Origin of the sequence: Stenotrophomonas sp. LC732 (assembly GCF_052446685.1) — a bacterium.
Classification (GTDB): Bacteria; Pseudomonadota; Gammaproteobacteria; order Xanthomonadales; family Xanthomonadaceae; genus Stenotrophomonas; species Stenotrophomonas muris.
Genome location: NZ_CP199214.1, coordinates 3554425 through 3572959, shown reverse-complemented (window position 1 = coordinate 3572959; position 18535 = coordinate 3554425). Strand labels below are relative to the sequence as shown.

Here is an 18535-nt window from a genome sequence, read left to right as displayed (position 1 = left end):
CCTGCGCATGACCGATCCATCCCTGGAACAGGCACCGTCCGCGCTCGAAGGTGACGGGCTGCGCCCGCAGCTGGCCGAACTGGTCGCGCTACGGCGGCTGGCACAGCGTCCGCCGCCGCCGCGCCGTGGCCGCACCGGCAACGCGGGCCAGGCACCGTCCCAACTGCGCGGCCGCGGCATGGAATACGCCGAGTCGCGCGAATATGTAGCTGGCGATGACGCGCGCCACATCGATTGGCGCGTGACTGCGCGCACAGGCCGCGCCCATACCAAATTGTTCCAGGCCGAGCGCGAGCGGGTCAGCCTGATCGTGGCCGATACGTCGCCGGCGCTGTACTTCGGCACGCGCGTGCGCTTCAAATCGGTACAGGCCGCCCGTGCCGGTGCGGTTGCCGCGTGGTCGGCGCAGCGCCGCGGCGACCGCGTGGGTGCGCTGCGCGGCAGTGACCGCGAAGCGCCGATTGCCCCTGCGGGCGGGCCACGCGGCGTGCTGCGCGTGCTCGACGCGCTGACCCGCTGGTATGCACAGCCGCCGGTCGACGATCTGGGCCTGGCGCGTGCACTGGATCATGCCGGTCGCGTGCTGCGCCCGGGGGCACGCATGCTGGTGCTGGCCGATCCGCAGCAGGCCATCCGCATTCCGCCCGCGCGCTGGAGCGCGCTGGCCCAGCATCACGATCTCAGCCTGGTGCTGCTGGTTGATCCGCTGGAACTGCATCCCCCCTCGGCGGCGCTGCAGTTCCAGACCGCACAGCAGCGCATCGGCCTCGACCTGCGCCGCAGTGAAGTGCAGGCGCATTGGCAGGCACACTTCGTCGAACCGCTGCAGGAACTGCGGCGCCAGCTCGGCGCACGCCGTGTCGATGTGCAGGTGCTGTCCACCGATGCGCCCAGCGACGCGTGGCTGGCGCCATCACCGACCGAGGTGCCGGCGTGAGCGCCGCGCTGCCGCTGCGCGATGTGCAGTTGCCACCGGCACCTTCATGGTGGCCGCCTGCCCCCGGTTACCTGATGGTCGGCGCGGCGGTGGTGCTGGTGCTGTTGGTGATCGCCGTGCTGATGTGGCGGCGTCGCCGTCGCCGCCAGCGTTGGTTGCAGCTGTTCGATAGCGAACTGGCAGCCACCACCGACGCTGCGGCCGAACTGGCGGCCATTGCCGGATTGCTGCGCCGTGCCGCACGCCGTGCAAAGCCGGGCAGTGAATCGCTGCGCGATGATGCCTGGTGGCAGCGTGTAGACCCCCAGGGCACGTTGCCCGATGCGCGTCGCAGCCTGCTAGCCGAAGGCGCGTATCGCCCACGCGTCGACAGCAGCGACGTGGCGGCCGTGCGCAGTTGGGCCCGCGAGCGCTATCTGGCGATGCTGCTGGAGCGCCGCCGATGAACCTCTGGACGACCTATTGGCCATGGCCGGACCTGCAGCTGGCATGGCCACTGGCATTGCTCGCGCTGCCGTTGCCGTTGCTGATGCGCTGGTGGAAGCGCCGTGCAGAACCGGGCGCCGCGCTGCGTGTGCCCTACGCCGCCGCCGAGCTCGAAGCGCTGTCCGGTGGGGGCCGCGTCGACGTGTCGTGGCTGCGCACGCTGCTGCTATGGCTGGGCTGGTGCGCGCTGTGCATCGCGCTGGCACGGCCGCAGCAGCTGGGCGAAGCCATCACGCCGCCGCAGCAGGGCCGGCAGATGATGCTGGCGATGGACGTGTCCGGCAGCATGGGCGAGGGTGACATGGTGCTGGGAGCCCAGGCGGTTGATCGCCTCACCGCGGCCAAGGCCGTGCTGGCCGACTTCCTGGATCGTCGTGCCGGCGACCGCGTCGGCCTGCTGATTTTCGGTGATCGCGCCTACACGCTTACGCCGCTTACCGCAGACCTGGCCAGCGTGCGCGATCAGCTGCGCGACAGCGTGGTCGGCCTGGCCGGGCGCGAGACCGCCATCGGTGATGCCATCGGCCTGGCGGTGAAGCGCCTGCGCAGCCAGCCGGAGGGACAGCGCGTGCTGATCCTGTTGACCGATGGTGTCAGCAACGCCGGTGTGCTGGAGCCGCTGCGCGCCGCGGAAGTCGCGCGCGCCGAAGGCGTGCGCATCCACACGGTTGCATTCGGCGGCGATGGCAGCATGCGCCTGTTTGGTATCCCGATTTCCACCGACCAGGATCCGGTCGATGAGGCCACCCTGAAGAAGATCGCCAGCATGACCGGTGGCCAGTTCTTCCGCGCGCGTGACACCGCGCAGCTGGCCGGGATCTACGCCGAGCTCGATCGCCTGGAGCCGGTCGCCGCGAAGGGGCCGAGCCTGCGTCCGCGCGAAGAACGCTATGCCTGGCCGTTGGGGCTGGCGTTGCTGCTGGGCGTGCTGGCCTGGCTGTGGCCGGAGCGTCGCCGATGATCGCGTTTGCTTCGAATCTCCCCGATTGGAGCGCATTGCACTTCCTGCGACCGGAGTGGTTGTGGGCGCTGCTGGCGTTGCCCCTGATCCTCGCGCTCGCGATGTACCGGCAGCGACGCAGTGATGCGTGGCGGCAGGCGGTGGACGCACACCTGTTGCCCCACCTGCTGGCCGCGGGCGCGAAGCGTCGAGTGCGCCTGCCATGGGCGCTGCTGCTGGGCTGGACACTGGCATCGCTGGCCATGGCCGGGCCGAGCTGGCGCCAGCAGGCACAACCGATGTTCCAGGCCAGCGCACCGCTGCTGGTGGTGCTGGACCTGTCCAGCCGGATCACGGCAACCGATCTTCCGCCGTCGCGCCTGCTGCAGGCGCGGGCGAAAGTGGGCGAACTGCTGCGCGCGCGCCAGGGCGGGCAGGTGGGGCTGGTGGTGTATGCCGATGATGCCTACACCGTGGCGCCGCTGACCGACGACGGCAGCAATGTTGCGTTGTATCTGGATGCGCTGTCGCCGGACGTGATGCCGCGTGATGGCCAGCGTGCCGACCGCGGCATCGACTGGGCGACACGCTTGATGCGGCAGATCGGCGCGTTGCAGGGGCAGATCCTGCTGGTCAGCGATCAGGCGGACAGCGAAGCTGCACTGGCGGCGGCGCAGGCACGCAGCCTGGGCCTGCAGGTGTCGGTGCTGGGCCTGGGCACGCCTGCCGGTGCGGCCTACCGCGATGGCAATGGGCAGATCCGCCTGGCCGCGCTGGATGAGGGCAGCCTGCGTGCAGTCGCCACTGCCGGTGGCGGCCGCTATGCGCGCATCTCTGCCGATGACGGCGATCTGCGTGCGCTCGGTGTACTCGACGCGCGCGACGGCACGGCGGCGCAGCGGCCGGGCGAAGGCAAGCAGTGGCGTGACGAAGGCTTCTGGTTGCTGCCGCCGGTGATGCTGCTGGCATTGCTGGCCTTCCGCCGTCGCGCGGTGCTGGCCGCGGTGCTCGCGGTGGGTCTGCTGCCATGGATGAATGACGCGCAGGCGCAGGCCCCTGCGACGCCTGTCTCGCAGCCGGCGCAGGGCACGCTATGGAAGCGCAGCGACCAGCTGCAGCATCAACGCCTGGCCGAGGGGGTTCAGGCCTACCGCAAGGGCGACTTCGCCACTGCACGCAGACAGTTCGAAGGCATCGACAGCGATGCCGGTTGGTACAACCTGGCCAACACGCTTGCACGCGAAGGCAACTACGACGAAGCGATCGCCGCCTACGACCGCGCACTGGCGCTGCATCCGGGCATGGCCGATGCAGTGGCCAACCGCGCCGTGGTCGATGCCGCACGCAAGCGCAGGCCATCCGGGGGCGGCCAAGGCCAGGATCAACAGAAGCCACCGCAGAACGGGCAGCAGAAGCAACCGCAGGGCCCGCAGGGCCAACAGAACCCACAGGGACAGCCGAAGCAGGGCCAGCAGCAACCCGGCCAGGGCCAGCCGCCGTCGGGCCAGCAGGGCCAGCCCAAGGCGGGTGACAACAACGCGCAGTCGGAGCCTCAGCCTGGCGAACGTGGCCGCGATGGCCAGCAGGCACCGCCGCAGGTGGAAGATGCCAAGGCGCAGGCGCAGGCCGATGAACAGCAGCGCCAGCGCATGCAGCAGGCGATGCAGCAGGCACGCGAGGGTGAGGCCGGCAAGGACGGCAAACCGGTACCGGGCAGTGAGGGCCGCACGCCGCGCCAGCGCGAGGAGCAACAGGCGGTGGAGGCATGGATGCGGCGTGTGCCGGATGATCCGGGCGCATTGCTGCGGGCCAAGTTCCAGCTGGAAAACGAACGCAGGAAGAGGGAAGGGCGATGACGCGGTCGATCAACATGCACGGGCACTGGCCTCGACAGGTACTGGCGGCGCTGCTGTTGTGGCTGCCGCTGCTGGCCTGGGCGCAGCCGCGCGCGTGGCTGGACCGCGACCGCATCGCGATGGGCGACACGGTCACGCTCAATATCGAGAGCGACCAGGGCGCCCCTGACTTCACGCCATTGCGCACCGACTTCGACCTGAGCGGGCAGACCAGCAGCCGCCAGGTGGAATGGAGCAATGGCAGCATGCAGCAGCGCAACCTGTATGGCGTGGCGCTGACACCACGACGTAGTGGTGCGCTGGTGGTACCGGGCCTGCAGGTGGGCAGTGTGCGCACCGCACCGCTGACGCTGCAGGTCGATGCGGCCGCCGTGGCGGGGCCCGACAGCAATGCGATGGCCTTCATCGAAACCGTTGTCGATGACGATACGCCGTATGTGCAGCAGAGCGTGGGCGTGGTGGTGCGGCTGTACTTCGCCTCGCAGCTGGCCTCCGGCGAGCTGGTGCTGGATACCCCGGCGGGCGCGTCGTTGCAGCGTGTGGGCGACGACCGCACCGATGTACGCCAGGTCAACGGGCGCCGCTACAACGTGGTCGAACGGCGTTTCCTGCTGATCCCCGAGCGCAGTGGCGCGTTGCGCCTGGCCGGTGCCCGTTTCAGTGGGCGCAGTGCGGGTGGCTTCTTCGACGACTTCTTCGGCGGTGGCGATGGCCGCATGAATGCCACCGGCGCAGACCGCACGCTGCAGGTGCAGGCACAGCCGGCGCAGGCCCCGCAGCCGTGGCTGCCACTGCAGAGCCTGCAGCTGCGCTACACCAGTGCGCCGACCAGTGCCCGCACCGGTGAGGCCGCCAACGTGGTGGTCGAAGCGGTTGCCGAAGGCGCGACGCGCGCGCAGTTCACCGACCTGCCGGTGCCGGATGTCGGCACCAATGCGCAGGTGTTCGCCGAACCGGCACAGTACGAAGAGACCTTCAACGGCAGCACGCCGCGCCTGAAGATCACCCGCCGCTATTCGATCGTGCCGCGCCAGCCGGGTTCGCTGGTGGTGCCGGGGCCGCGCCTGCCCTGGTGGGATGTGCGTAACGGCAAGGCGCAGGAGGCGAAGCTGCCGGACCTGACGCTGGCCGTCGCGGCCGGCACCGGCACTGCCTCACCGGCGCCATTGCCGCCGATCGACACCGATGCCGCGCTGCCGGGCGCCGATGGCCAGGACAGCCGCATCGCCGCGACCGATCCGCGTGCCAGCGGCCTGTCCGAGCGTCCGTGGCCGTGGATGGCGGCGGCCATCGGCCTGGCGTTGCTGTGGCTGCTGACTCTCCTGTGGGGCTGGCAGCGAGGTCGGCGCCCGCGCGCAGTGGCGCCTGTAGCGGGCAAGCCCTCTGTGCCGACTGCGGCGGGCGGGCGTGCCGGCCTGGCAGAACTGCGCCGCGCGCTGGATGGCGAGGGCTTCGACCAGGTGGAAGCACAGCTGTGTGCGATGGCTGGTGTGGAACGCATCGAGCAGGTCATCGCGCGGCTTGGGGATGCAGCCCAGCGTCAAGTGCTGCAGGACCTGCAGCAGGCGCGGTGGGGCGGGCAGGGGGATCTGGCGCCGCTGCGCACGCGCCTGCGCGAGGTCTTCCGTGACGGACCGCACTGGTCGGCGGCTGCGGGCACCGCCGACACTGACCTGGCGCCGCTGTATCCGCCGCGGCGAACCTGAACCGGCGCCGCTTGCGCGCTTTGTTAGAGTGCATTCATTTTTCGAGGAAACCCGCGTATGACAGCAGCTGCTGCCGACAAGAAGAAGTTGCCCCTGCATTGGAAGATGGGCATCGGCTTTGCGATCGGCCTGGTCCTGGGACTGATCGTGCACGCCCTGGGCGGCAGCGTCGATGGTCTGCAGGCTGGTGCCAAGTGGGTAATGGACTACGTCACCACCCCGGCGTCGGGCCTGTTCCTCAACCTGATCTTCATGCTGATCGTGCCGCTGATCTTCTCGGCGCTGATCATGGGCGTGTCGGAGATGGGCGACATCCGCGCCCTCGGCCGCATCGGCTGGAAGACCCTGGCCTACACCGTGCTGCTGTCCGGCATCGCGGTGGGCATCGGCCTGGTGCTGGTCAACCTGCTCAAGCCGGGCGCGGGCGTCGATCCGCAGACTGCGGCACTGATGCTCTCGGAGAACGCCGAGCGCAGCAAGGAAATCGTCGCTGGCATCCACGGCACGCCGAAGGGCATGGACATGCTGCTGTCGATCGTGCCGAGCAACGTGCTGCAGGCCGCGTCGGACAACGGCGCGATCCTGTCGCTGATGTTCTTCGCGCTGATGTTCGGCATCGGCATGGTGCTGACCGACAATGAAAAGGTTGCCCCGCTGCGCCGCGCCATCGAAGGCGTGTTCGAAATCTCGATGACCCTGATCAACCTGGTCATCCGCCTGGCCCCTTATGCGGTGGCCTGCTTCATGTTCAACCTGGCCGCGCTGTTCGGCTTCGAGCTGATCATCCGCCTGGGTGCCTATGTGGGCGTGGTGGTGCTGGCGCTGGGCCTGCACATGATCGTGACCTACGGTACCGCGGTGTGGCTGTCCGGCCGCTCGCCGCTGTCGTTCTTCCGCGATACCCAGGAAGCAACGGTGATGGCGTTCTCCACCGCCTCCAGCAATGCCACCCTGCCGACCGCGCTGCGCGTGGCCGACCAGATGGGCCTGCCGCAGCGCGTGTCGCGCTTCGTGCTGACCGTGGGTGCCACCGCCAACCAGAACGGCACCGCGCTGTTCGAGGGCGTGACGGTGATCTTCCTGGCCCAGTTCTTCGGCGTTGACCTGAGCATCGGCCAGCAGATCATGGTGATGGCGGTCTGCATCCTCGGTGGCATCGGTACCGCCGGCGTGCCGTCGGGATCGCTGCCGGTGGTGGCGATGATCTGCGCGATGGTCGGTGTGAATCCGCTGGGCATCGGCCTGATCCTGGGCGTGAATCACTTCCTGGACATGTGCCGTACCGCGCTGAACGTGACCGGCGACCTGGCCCTGACCACGCTGGTGGCCAAGGGCGAGTCGCACGATGGCCCGGCCCTGGGTCCGCAGCAGGACTGAGTCCAACGCCACTGCTGGCGACCTGATCGGGGTCGGATTCCTTTCCGCAGGGAAAGGGCTCCGGCCCCTTTCACATGCGGAATCCGGCGGAGATCACGTCCTTGCGGGCCAGCGGCCGGCACGACCGGGCAAGGTGAACTGACCCCCCGCCCGGCGACTATGGGACAATAGGCCGCCCGCACGTCCGCGGCCGCCTCCCGATTCCGACAGAACCATGACGCAGCCTACCCGTCGCCAGTTGGCCAACGCCATCCGCTTCCTTGCCGCCGATGCGGTTGAAACCGCAAAGTCCGGCCACCCCGGCATGCCCATGGGCATGGCCGACATCGCCGAAGTCCTCTGGAACGACTACCTCCGCCATAACCCGAGCAACCCGCACTGGTTCAACCGCGACCGTTTCGTGCTGTCCAACGGCCACGGTTCGATGCTGCAGTACGCGCTGCTGCACCTGAGCGGCTACGACCTGCCGATCGAGCAGCTGAAGCTGTTCCGCCAGCTGGGCAGCCACACCGCCGGTCACCCGGAACGCCACGAGACCCCGGGCGTGGAGACCACCACCGGCCCGCTGGGCCAGGGTTTCGCCAACGCCGTGGGCTTCGCCCTGGCCGAGAAGCTGCTGGCACAGCGCTTCAACCGTCCGGAGCTGGAAGTGGTCGACCACCGCACCTGGGTGTTCATGGGCGATGGCTGCCTGATGGAAGGCGTGTCGCATGAAGCCGCTTCGCTGGCCGGCACCTGGGGCCTGCACAAGCTGGTCTGCTTCTGGGACAACAACCACATCTCCATCGACGGCAACGTCGAGGGCTGGTTCACCGACAACACCCCGGAGCGTTTCGAGGCCTATGGCTGGAACGTGGTCCGCGACGTCGATGGCCATGACCCGGACAGCATCAAGGCCGGCATCGAGGCCGCGCTGTCGCAGAGCGACAAGCCGACCCTGATCTGCTGCCGCACCACCATCGGGTTTGGTTCGCCGAACAAGGCGGGCAAGGAATCCAGCCACGGCGCACCGCTGGGCAAGGACGAGCTGGAAGCCACCCGCAAGCAGCTGGGCTGGGAATACGGTCCGTTCGAGATCCCGCAGGCGATCTACGACGGCTGGCGCGCCAATGGCGCCGGCACCCTGCGTCAGGCCGAGTGGGAACAGCTGTTCGACAAGTACGCCAGCCAGTACCCGGCTGAAGCAGCCGAACTGACCCGCCGCTCGCATGGCGAACTGCCGGCCGACTTCGTTGCCAAGGCCGATGCGTACATCGCCCAGGTGGCCGCGGAAGGCCCGACGATCGCCTCGCGCAAGGCGTCGCAGCTGGCCATCGAAGCCTATGCCCCGCTGCTGCCGGAAATCGTCGGCGGCTCGGCCGACCTGGCGCACTCCAACCTGACCCTGTGGAAGGGCAGCACGTCGGTTGCCAGCGACGACGCCAACGCCAACTACGTGTATTACGGCGTGCGCGAGTTCGGCATGACCGCCATTGCCAACGGCCTGGCCCTGCACGGTGGCTTCATTCCGTTCGACGCCACCTTCCTGGTGTTCAGCGACTACGCCCGCAACGGCGTGCGCATGAGCGCGCTGATCCCGGCGCACGCCATCCACGTCTACACCCACGACTCGATCGGCCTGGGCGAAGACGGCCCGACCCACCAGCCGGTGGAGCACCTGGCCTCGCTGCGCTACATCCCGAACAACGACGTGTGGCGTCCGTGCGATGCGGTCGAGTCGGCGGTGAGCTGGAAGGCCGCGATCACCCGCCAGGACGGCCCGAGCTGCCTGGTGTTCAGCCGCCAGAACCTGCCGCACCAGCCGCGCAGCGCCGAGCAGATCGCGCAGATCGAGCGCGGCGGTTACGTGCTGGCCGATGCCGCCGGTACCCCGGATGTGATCCTGATCGCCACCGGTTCGGAAGTCTCGCTGGCCACCGAAGCCAAGGCCCAGCTGGATGCGGCTGGTCTCAAGACCCGCGTGGTCTCGATGCCGTCCACCGACGTGTTCCTGCGCCAGGACGCGGCCTACCGTGAATCGGTGCTGCCGAACGCGGTGCGCAAGCGCGTGGCTGTGGAAGCCGGCGTCACCGGCTTCTGGCGCCAGTTCGTCGGCCTGGACGGTGCCGTGATCGGTATCGACACCTTCGGTGCCTCCGCCCCGGCCGACCAGCTGTACAAGCACTTCGGCATCACCACCGCGCACGTGGTGGAAGCCGCCAAGGCGCTGTAAGCAGCATCGCGACGTAATGAGGAAAGGCCGGCGCACGCCGGCCTTTTCTTTGCCGCAGGAAAAAGGGGACGGAGGGGATTAAGTCGTTTGTGCACAAACGACTTAATCCCCTCCGTCCCCTTTTCTCAGGCGGTGCGCGCCAGTGCCAGCCGCAGCAGGCGCGCGTCCAGGCGTTCGACGAAATCCTTCGGTGCCTGCAGGCCCATGCGTTGCAGGTACACCGCATCGCCGTCGCCGGCCGGTTGCCGTAGTGCTGCCCAGACGGTACGCAGCTTGTCGCCGCGGGTCTGCGTATTGGCCTTCAGCCACGCCAGCGCTTTCACCAGCACCTGCTCGATCTCGTTGAAGTCACTGCCCAGCGGATAGTCCGGCAGGCTGCCATCGGCGCGGAACGGGGCCAGCGCCGCTGTCAGCGCCTGCGGCGTATTGCGCTGCTGCCGCTGCGGATCCGGTTGCGCGACCGCCAGCAGTTTGCGCGAGGCGTGCGCCTGCTGCAGCAGGCCGCCCTGGAACGGGGCCTCGGTGATTGCGGTCATCGCATGCACGCAGTCCTCGTCGGTCAGTCCGCGCAGGTCGGCAATGCCGTATTCGTTGAGGTAGATGTCGCGCAGGTGGCGCGGAATGGTGGTGTGCCCGTAGTTCCAGCGCACGTTGGATTCGCGTCGGCCCTTGTCATCGCGCGCGGCGCGGAACATCAGCACGCTGCGGGCTTCCGGCAGGGCATGTGCCATCGCCACGAAGTTGTACTGGCCGCCCACACCGGATACCACGCGTCCATCGTCCAGCGCGTCGGACACCGCCGCGCCCAGCGCGGTGGCCATCATGCAGGAGTTGAAGAAGCGCGCATGGCGGCGCTGCAGGCGTTCCAGCGTTTCGTTGCCGCCGTACAGCTGGTTGATCTCGCTGATGCGGCGCATGCCGATCGCACGGCACTCGTCCTCCGGCAGCGTGCGCAGCCACTCGTAGAATTCCGGCGAGCCCAGGTAGAACGCGCCGTGCAGGTACTCACCTTCGGCCGCCAGTGTGGCGTGGTCGATCGACAGCGTGCTGCCGTTCTCGATGCGCTGCATCAGCGCCAGGTCATCGTGTACCTTGCGCTTGATCACCCCGGTCTGCACCAGCCTGCGGAAGCCTTCGTTGAGCATCTCGCTGCAGCCGTACAGGCCCACTTCGAACGGGTCCACGCCGCCGATCTCCTGCACCAGCGGGTGGCTGGCCAGCTGCGGATCCAGCGCGTGCAGCACGCGGCGGTAGCGCGCGTTGTCGGTGTGGCGCAGCACCAGCGCATGGCTGAGCGCGTCGGCCAGCGTACCGATGCCGATCTGCAGCGTGCCGCCATCGCGCACCAGCGTGCTGGCGTACAGGCCGATGGCGTAGTCGACATCGCCGACCGGCTGCCGCGGCAGCCCGAACAGCGCCGGGTACGGCGGCGGTGGGGTGATCACCAGATCGAAGAACGAGACATCGACCGTGGCCGAGCCGCCCAGGTAGGGCAACTGGGGATCGATCTCGGCAATCAGCAGCGGACGCGGCAGGCCACGCGCGGTCATCGCGTCCAGCGTGTCCTGGGTGATGTCGTTGTTGCACGACAGGGAAAGCCGGCGGTCGTTCGGGCGCATCGCCACTTTCTGCACGATCACCTGTGGCGCGCGCTGCGCCACCGCATCGGCGGCGTGGGTGTAGTTCAGGCTGGTATAGCTGGACTGCGCCTGGCGCGACCCGAGCAGGGCGCCGGACTGCATGTAGAACTCTTCCACCTGCACATGTGCAGGCAACGCGTCGCGCGCGATCGCATCGGCATAGGCCAGGCGCGGGAAGTCGTCGCCGAAATGGCGCTGCGCGAACGGTGCCAGGAAGCGGGCTTCCAGGCCGTTGCCCCGCGCCTTCGGCGGATTCAGCGACAGCGCGGTATACAGCTGCAGCGGCCGCGACGGATCATGCTCGACGCGCGCGTAGAGGGCATTGAGCAGCCGATGCGGCTTGCCCAGTGCCAGCGGTGCCCCGATCCGCAGCGGCCCGTCCACGCGCGCAAACAACCAGTCGACGGCGGCGTCCAGGTCGGTGAGGTGTTCGGTCATGCGCGGCGGTCCTGCGTCGGGGGAGTGCGGGCATTACAGCATGTCGGGCTTGAACCGCCGTCGACGCGAGACTTCCGCGCCGGCCACCATGAACTGCCCATCGCCGCGGTAATGCACCGTGCGCGGCAGTTTCGGCCGGGGCGCAACATGGGCGTGCACGATTTCCCAGATGAACAGATTGCTCGCTGCCACCTGGCTGTCGTCGTACAGGCGGCATTCGAAGCACGAATGGCATTGGCCGACCAGTGGCGCGCCGACCTCACGCGCGGGCAGTGCGTCGAGCCCGAAACGGGCGAACTTGTCGACCTCGCGGCCGCTGCAGTTGCCGATGTCCACCACGGTATCGAGCAGCTCCACCCCGGGCACGTTGATCACGCACTCGCCGCTGCCGCGCGCCAACGCGTGGCTGTGGTTTGCGTCCCACAGGTAGGTGGCGACCAGTGAAGGCGAGAAGCCCATGACCATGTGCCAGCCCATCGTCATCAGGTTGCGCTGGCCGCGCCATGCCGTGCTGACCAGCACGATCGGGCCGGGTTCGAGGAAGCGGCGGGCCTGCTCGACCGGGAAATCCTTCTTCGGCAGTGCTTTCATCCGGGGCCAGGGGCGGGAGGAACCGATGCTGGCGCAGCCGGGATGAACCCGGAGTCGAGGGGCTTGACAGGCAGTTCGATTACGCGCGTAATCAATATGTCGATTACGGATGTAAACCATGGCCCCGATCAGCGAAGCCGAAGCCGTCGTGATGGAGGTGCTGTGGCAGCAGGCACCGCGTAGTGCCGATGACGTGGTGGCCGCGCTGGCCCATCGCGACTGGGCCGAGCCGACCATCAAGACCCTGCTCAACCGCCTGCTGACCAAGGGCGCGATCACTGCCGAGCGCGATGGACGGCGTTACCTGTACCGGCCGCTGCTGCAGCGACAGGCGTGGGTGGAGGCGCAGAGCCAGGACTTCATCGGCCGTGTCTTCGAAGGGCGCGTGGCGCCGCTGGTCGCGCACTTCAGCGAACGCGGCCAGCTGAGCGCGCAGGACATCGCCGAACTGAAGAAGCTGATCCAGGAGCTGGACCATGACTGAGCTGCTCGAAGGACTGTGGCGGGCCAGCTTGTGGCTGGCCGTGGGTGTGGTCCTGCTGGCGGTGCTGCGACCGCTGCTGGTGCGGTTGGGGGGCGCTGGGCTGGCCTACCGCAGCTGGTGGCTGCTGCCGCTGCTGCTGGTGGCCCTGACGCTGCCATTGCCACAGGTTGCGGTGTTGCAGCAGGTACCCACGCTGCCGCTGAAAGTGATGCCCGGTGCCCTCGATGCCCTGAGCGGGCCCTCGTTGCCATGGGCCGGGCTGTTGTTCGCGCTGTGGGCATTGGGTGCGGGCATCCGCCTGTTGCGCGACCTGCACGCACAACATCGTTTCGAACGGAGCATGGGGCCACTGACGCCGCGCACCGATGGCAGCTGGCAGGCCAGCGGCGATCCCGGCTTGCCCGCGCTGGTTGGCCTGTGGCGCCCACGCATCGTGGTTGGTCCCGACTTCGACCTGCAGTTCACCGCACAGGAACAGAGCTTGATCCTGCAGCACGAGCGCAGCCATCACCGTCATGGCGATCACTGGGCCAACGGTGCGCTGCTGCTGGTGCGCGCGGTGTTCTGGTTCCACCCGCTTCTGCCGTGGGCTGCGGGCCGCTTCCTGCGCGACCAGGAACTGGCCTGCGATGCCCGCACCATGGCTCCGCAGCCGGCGCTGCGCGGCCTCTACGCCAGCACGCTGCTGAAGGCGCAGCTGGTCCACCCGGTTGCGCCCGCGGTCTGCCATTGGCGCAGCCAACCCGTGTTGAAGGAGCGTATCGCCATGTTGAAGCAGTCCAAGCGGAAGGCATTGCCGTGGGTGTCCGGGCAGGTGCTGGTGGTCGGGTTGTGTGTGGGCATGGGCGCGGTGGCATGGGCCAGCCAGGGCGGCGCGGCCGGGAGCCCGGGGATCGGTGTCGAGCCGTACGCAACGGCGGAAGAAGGTGCGGCCAAGGCTGGGCTGGACCGTCCGATCCAGATCGACAGGATGCCACCGCCGTCCTATCCGAAATCCGCGTTCGAGCAGCGCCAGGTAGGTGTGGTGAACCTGCGCGTGGAGGTGGATGCGCAGGGGCGTCCCAGCGATGTCCGCGTGCTCAGTGCCACCAATCCGGGCGTGTTCGATGCGGTGTCGATCGCTGCGGCACGCAGCTGGACCTATCGGCCGGCGATGAAGAACGGTAAGCCGGTTGCAGCGGCGGTGAAGATTCCGATCACGTTCGCCATGGACAACACCGAGGACACCCAATGAAGTCCGCTGCGCTGATCATGGCGGCAGCGCTGCTGGTGGGGTGTGCGAGCCAGGACCGCCTGACCACGGTGGATACCCGCAGCGAAAATGTCGGCCACCAGCGCCTGCAGCCGCAGGCGGGCAGCGGCGGTGGACAGTCGCAGGTGTATTCGCTGGGTGCGACCGAAGGCTACCGGATGCCCCAGCTGTACGCGGCACCAGACCCGGAGGTTGGCGATCGTGACCCGCGCGCGGAACTGGCGCCGACCACGATCTGCCTGCAGGTGGTGGTTGATGCCAATGGCGCCGTGGAGCGAAGCCTGCCATTGACCGATCGTCCGGAGTGCGCGGCAGGTGCTGCGGGCGAGAATGCGCCCCTGCTGCAGGCTGCCCAGGAAGCCGTGGCGATGTGGAAGTACTCGTCCGCAGCGGTCTGCCACTTCGCGGCGGGCAAGGTGCCTGCCGACCGCGGTGACTGCCGGGGCGCCGAGCGCGTCGAGCCGGTAGCGGTCACCCTGCAGTACGCCTTCACGTTCGAGATCGTGAAGGGCCAGCACGTGGTGCGGATGCAGGGAAAATGAACGCTCGCGGTCCGCGATGGAAACCGATGGCGCCGGGCTCTGCCCGGCGTACGTCAGGCCCCGCCCTGGATATTGGCCTTTACCGCAGGCTGCATCAGCTTCGGTTCTTCCAACGTCGCATCGCGGGCCTGGCGCACGCTGACGAACTCCGCCTCGGCCACGCCGTCGTGCACGTGGATGTTGTGCGCGCGCTGTTCACCGATGGTGGTTTCGTTGGCGAAGTCGCGGCCGCCCGGGCCGTAGTCGTGGCAGACGAACACGCGGGTGGCATCCGGCAGGGCCAGCAGGCGCTGGATCGAGCGGTACAGCTGTGCGGCATCACCGCCGGGAAAGTCGCAGCGGGCAGTGCCGCCGTCGGGCATGAACAGCGAGTCGCCAGTGAACAGCGCATCGTCGATCAGGTAGGCGATGCTGTCGCTGGTGTGGCCGGGCACGGCGATCACCTGGCAGCGCAGTTCGCCCAAAGTGAAGGTCTCGCCGTCGCTGAACAGGTGGTCGAAGATCTCATCGGCGCCCGGAAGCTGCAGGCCATAGCGTGGCGCAAACGTCGCCTGCACCGCCCGGATGCCTTCACCGATGGCCAGCGTGGCCTGCGGAAAGCGCTGCTTGAGCCGGCGCCCGGCCGACACATGGTCGGCGTGGGCATGCGTCTCCAGCAGCCAGCGCAGCTGCAGGCCCTGTTGTTCGATGGCCTGCAATGCCGCGCGCAGCGGTGATTCGCTGCTGGCGTCGGTGTCCGGGTCGTAGTCCAGGACCGGATCGATCAGCGCCGCCTCGCCGCTGGCCGGGTCGCTGACCAGGTAGCTGAAGGTGTTGCTGTCACGGTGGAAGAACGACTGCACCTGGACCGGCATTGGAGCTCTCCTCAGCGCGTGCCGAGCACGCGGTTCAGCAACTGCGCCAGGTTTTCACCGGCCAGCCGCAGCTGCGCTTCGGCCAGCGGCCGGTAGCGCTCGGTGTACTCGTCACCGATTTTACGCGAGGCCGGATAAACGCCAGGTTGCATGGAGATGCGGCAGCTGGCCTCGGCCCAGACCTGCGGGTCGCGCTGCGGGTTGGACTGGCGCGCCAGCTTCGGTGCGCGCTGGCTCTGCAGCACCGGCAGGTAGCCGGCATCGTCCAGCTTGCGGGTGTTGAGCATGCCGCTGTCCCACAGCGAGTGCAGGTTGGTACCGCGGTTGCCGAACTGCAGCTGGAAATCGTTGCCGCCCTTGTCGTGGGCGTAGCCGGCGTGCATCGGCTGGTGGATGTCGCCGACCAGGTGCACGACGAACTTCAGCGCCTGCAGGCGCTCGCCGTCAGTCAGGCTGCGGTCCCCCAGAATGGCGCTCTGCGCCTTGAGGGCTTCGACGATGCAGTTGCCGTTCCTGCAGTGCTTCGGTGCTTCGTAGTGGCAGTCGTCTTCGGCAATGTTGACGTAGTGCCAGCCGGCCGAGCGACGGCCCAGGCCCGGGTCCTTGGCGCGCAGCTGGTCGGCCCAGGGCGCGATGCTGGCCAGGGTGGCGTCCGGTTCGGTGGCCAGCAGGCGGTCCACTTCGGCGCGGGCGGCGGGGGTGAGGCGGGCGTCGGCGACTTCGGCGACAAGGCGGTGGCCTTGCGCGCCCCAGGCATGGGCAGGGGCGGAGACGGACAGCAGGGCCGGCGCCAGGGCGGCGGCGAGGAACAGGGAGTGCAGGGCTTTCATGCGCCCATTCTAGCGGGGTAGGTGGATTGAAGAGCGGCGCGTTCCTGTTCCGAAGTGGAAGCGTAGAGGGAGGGGCGGCGGGACACGCCGTAAATCCGTCCTTGGAGGCTCGATGGCGCCATCCATGGCGCCAACGGTCCCGCCGCCCCTCCCTCTGCGCTCCCCTCCAAACATGGCCGCGGAGGCGGATGCAAACGTCAAATGCAACATCAAAAACAAATGCAGGATCAAAATCGGCCTCCTGCAATTACAGGCAATCACTGCGCCACGGATGCACGGGTTCTGCTCTTGCCTTTGCTTGAGCTGGTACGCACGCGGTGATGGGAAGGGGCAAGGCGGGGAGCGGAGCCGGGACCGTTGGCGCCATGGATGGCGCCATCGAGCCCCCAGGGATGGGTTTACGGCGTGTCCCGGCTCCGCTCCCTGCCTTGCCCCAGCTCCGGAACCGCTTCAGTCCCAGGCACAAAAAAGCCCCGGCAATTACCGGGGCAACATGCTGCGAGGGTTTTGCGTGTAGCGGGGGAGCGGGGGCGAAGCCCCCCGCGCCCAATACACCGCTTTAGAACTTGAAGACGTACGAAGCGCCGTAGACCAGCGGATCGATGTTGACCGTGCCGATCTTCTCGCCGTTCAACTTCACCTTGCTGTCGATGTCGATCCAGCGCATGTCCACGCGCAGGGCGCCCTTCTCGCCGATCGCAAAGTCCACGCCGGCGTGTGCGGCCAGGCCCCACGAATCCTGCAGCTTCAGCTTGCTGCCGGCCAGCGCACCCGTAGTGTCTTCGCTGAAGAAGGTGGTGTAGTTCAGGCCGGCGCCGACGAACGGCGACACCTTGCCCTTGCTGTTGAAGTGGTACTGCAGGGTGACCACCGGCGGCAGCTGCTTGGTGCTGCCGACGCGGCCCAGGCCGTTGATGTTGATGTCGTGCTTGAACGGCAGCGCGGCCAGCACTTCGATGCCCAGGTTGTCGGCGATGAAGTACTCGCCGGTGATGGTCGGCTTGACGTCATTGTCGACGTCGACCTTCAGGGTGCCGCCGGCCAGCCAGCCGTTGTTCGACTTCGGCGCCACCTGGTGCACGCCGGCCGAGACGGTCCAGTCGCCCTTGGACTGCGCCATGGCCGGGGCGGCGGCGAGCGACAGGGCGGCGGCCAGGCTGGCCACGATCAGGGGGGAGGTCTTGCGCATGGGGGTCTTCTCGTTGCTGGGTGGATGGCGACAGTCTCGGCCTCACGCCGCGCTAACGCTTTGATCCGGATCAAATCCTGTCCGTGGGCCGGCCGGCGGTCCCGGCTGGCCCACGGTGGCCGGCGGCGGTTTGCTAGACTTGTGGGCCCTATCCATCCCGCCGCACCTGTCGCGGCCGCAGGAGCTTGAGAAATGGCAATCAAGGTTGGTATCAACGGTTTCGGTCGCATCGGGCGTAACGTCCTGCGCTCGGCGGTGCTGAACTTCGGCGACGACATCGAAATCGTGGCCATCAACGATCTGCTGGAGCCGGACTACCTGGCGTACATGCTCAAGTACGACTCCGTGCACGGCCGCTTCAAGGCCGACGTGGCGGTGCAGGGCAATGACCTGCTGGTCAACGGCAAGAAGATCCGCCTGACCCAGGAACGCGACCCGGCCAACCTGAAGTGGGATGAAGTCGGCGCTGATGTGGTGCTGGAAGCCACCGGCCTGTTCCTGACCAAGGAAACCGCGCAGAAGCACATCGATGCCGGCGCCAAGAAGGTCATCATGTCGGCCCCGTCGAAGGACGACACGCCGATGTTCGTGTACGGCGTGAACGACAAGACCTACGCCGGCCAGGCGATCATCTCCAACGCTTCGTGCACCACCAACTGCCTGGCCCCGCTGGCCAAGGTCATCAACGACAAGTGGGGCATCAAGCGCGGCCTGATGACCACCGTGCATGCGGCCACCGCCACCCAGAAGACCGTCGATGGCCCGTCCAACAAGGACTGGCGCGGCGGCCGTGGCATCCTGGAAAACATCATTCCCTCGTCCACCGGTGCGGCCAAGGCCGTCGGCGTGGTCATTCCGGAACTGAACAAGAAGCTGACCGGCATGAGCTTCCGCGTGCCGACCTCGGACGTGTCGGTGGTCGACCTGACCGTCGAGCTGGAAAAGGAAGCCACCTACGCCGAGATCTGCGCCGAAGTGAAGGCACAGAGCGAAGGCCCGCTGAAGGGCATCCTGGGCTACACCGAAGACAAGGTGGTGGCCACCGATTTCCGCGGCGAAACCTGCACGTCGGTGTTCGACGCCGATGCCGGCATCGCCCTGGACGGCACCTTCGTCAAGCTGGTGACCTGGTACGACAACGAGTGGGGCTACTCGAACAAGTGCCTGGAAATGGCCAAGGTCATCGCCGCCAAGTAAGGCC

General features: G+C 67.9%; 16 protein-coding genes. 11 read left to right on the top strand and 5 right to left on the bottom strand.

Annotated features, from left to right (window positions below; genetic code table 11):
* The first annotated feature begins 7 nt into the window (after positions 1–7).
* From ACT6SE_RS17005 to tkt, 7 genes are all read left to right on the top strand, one after another.
* The gene (locus ACT6SE_RS17005; RefSeq protein ID WP_046432294.1) at positions 8–937 is read left to right on the top strand and encodes a DUF58 domain-containing protein; all 930 of its coding nucleotides are present in this window, start codon (positions 8–10) and stop codon (positions 935–937) included.
* A complete protein-coding gene (locus tag ACT6SE_RS17000) occupies positions 934–1383 on the top strand; it encodes a DUF4381 family protein (RefSeq protein WP_014648253.1) in 450 nt (149 codons plus the stop codon). Before ACT6SE_RS17005 ends, ACT6SE_RS17000 begins: the two co-directional genes overlap by 4 nt.
* Positions 1380–2384 (top strand): vWA domain-containing protein, encoded by a 1005-nt coding sequence (locus ACT6SE_RS16995; RefSeq protein ID WP_014648252.1) that lies wholly within the window; start codon positions 1380–1382, stop codon positions 2382–2384. The genes ACT6SE_RS17000 and ACT6SE_RS16995 overlap by 4 nt, the downstream gene beginning before the upstream one ends.
* Positions 2381–4219, top strand: a complete 1839-nt coding sequence (locus tag ACT6SE_RS16990) for a VWA domain-containing protein (RefSeq protein ID WP_046432292.1) — start codon at positions 2381–2383, stop codon at positions 4217–4219. Before ACT6SE_RS16995 ends, ACT6SE_RS16990 begins: the two co-directional genes overlap by 4 nt.
* On the top strand, positions 4216–5925 hold the full coding sequence (locus ACT6SE_RS16985; RefSeq protein ID WP_046432290.1) for a BatD family protein: 1710 nt from the start codon (positions 4216–4218) through the stop codon (positions 5923–5925). The genes ACT6SE_RS16990 and ACT6SE_RS16985 overlap by 4 nt, the downstream gene beginning before the upstream one ends.
* A 57-nt stretch (positions 5926–5982) precedes the next feature.
* Entirely contained in the window at positions 5983–7302 is a 1320-nt protein-coding gene (locus ACT6SE_RS16980; RefSeq protein WP_014648249.1) for a dicarboxylate/amino acid:cation symporter, read from the top strand.
* A gap of 214 nt (positions 7303–7516) precedes the next feature.
* Positions 7517–9514, top strand: a complete 1998-nt coding sequence (tkt, locus tag ACT6SE_RS16975; RefSeq protein ID WP_046432287.1) for a transketolase — start codon at positions 7517–7519, stop codon at positions 9512–9514.
* Between the two features lie 125 nt (positions 9515–9639).
* On the opposite strand, the gene ACT6SE_RS16970 is transcribed toward tkt, so the two are convergent.
* Together ACT6SE_RS16970 and ACT6SE_RS16965 are read right to left on the bottom strand one after the other, a co-directional pair.
* A complete protein-coding gene (locus tag ACT6SE_RS16970) occupies positions 9640–11592 on the bottom strand; it encodes an acetyl-CoA hydrolase/transferase C-terminal domain-containing protein (RefSeq protein WP_014648246.1) in 1953 nt (650 codons plus the stop codon).
* 33 nt (positions 11593–11625) lie between these two features.
* The gene (locus ACT6SE_RS16965; protein ID WP_014648245.1) at positions 11626–12183 is read right to left on the bottom strand and encodes a flavin reductase family protein; all 558 of its coding nucleotides are present in this window, start codon (positions 12181–12183) and stop codon (positions 11626–11628) included.
* Positions 12184–12301: 118 nt separating this feature from the next.
* On the opposite strand from ACT6SE_RS16965, the gene ACT6SE_RS16960 reads away from it, so the two are divergent.
* Genes ACT6SE_RS16960 through ACT6SE_RS16950 form a run of 3 tightly spaced genes read left to right on the top strand, consistent with a single transcriptional unit; the run spans position 12302 to position 14461 of the window.
* On the top strand, positions 12302–12667 hold the full coding sequence (locus ACT6SE_RS16960) for a BlaI/MecI/CopY family transcriptional regulator (protein WP_046432285.1): 366 nt from the start codon (positions 12302–12304) through the stop codon (positions 12665–12667).
* Positions 12660–13901, top strand: a complete 1242-nt coding sequence (locus tag ACT6SE_RS16955) for a M56 family metallopeptidase (protein WP_046432283.1) — start codon at positions 12660–12662, stop codon at positions 13899–13901. The genes ACT6SE_RS16960 and ACT6SE_RS16955 overlap by 8 nt, the downstream gene beginning before the upstream one ends.
* Positions 13898–14461 carry a hypothetical protein gene (locus ACT6SE_RS16950; protein WP_014648242.1) on the top strand — a complete coding sequence of 188 codons (564 nt, stop codon included), beginning with the start codon at positions 13898–13900 and terminating at the stop codon, positions 14459–14461. The genes ACT6SE_RS16955 and ACT6SE_RS16950 overlap by 4 nt, the downstream gene beginning before the upstream one ends.
* A 53-nt stretch (positions 14462–14514) precedes the next feature.
* On the opposite strand, the gene ACT6SE_RS16945 is transcribed toward ACT6SE_RS16950, so the two are convergent.
* From ACT6SE_RS16945 to ACT6SE_RS16935, 3 genes are all read right to left on the bottom strand, one after another.
* The gene (locus ACT6SE_RS16945) at positions 14515–15315 is read right to left on the bottom strand and encodes an MBL fold metallo-hydrolase (protein WP_014648241.1); all 801 of its coding nucleotides are present in this window, start codon (positions 15313–15315) and stop codon (positions 14515–14517) included.
* A gap of 11 nt (positions 15316–15326) precedes the next feature.
* Positions 15327–16145 carry a S1/P1 nuclease gene (locus tag ACT6SE_RS16940; protein WP_014648240.1) on the bottom strand — a complete coding sequence of 273 codons (819 nt, stop codon included), beginning with the start codon at positions 16143–16145 and terminating at the stop codon, positions 15327–15329.
* Positions 16146–16704: 559 nt separating this feature from the next.
* Positions 16705–17334, bottom strand: a complete 630-nt coding sequence (locus ACT6SE_RS16935) for an OmpW/AlkL family protein (RefSeq protein ID WP_014648239.1) — start codon at positions 17332–17334, stop codon at positions 16705–16707.
* Positions 17335–17526: 192 nt separating this feature from the next.
* Between ACT6SE_RS16935 and gap the strand changes: the two genes are divergently transcribed.
* Entirely contained in the window at positions 17527–18531 is a 1005-nt protein-coding gene (gene gap / locus ACT6SE_RS16930; RefSeq protein ID WP_005414333.1) for a type I glyceraldehyde-3-phosphate dehydrogenase, read from the top strand.
* Positions 18532–18535 lie beyond the last annotated feature (4 nt).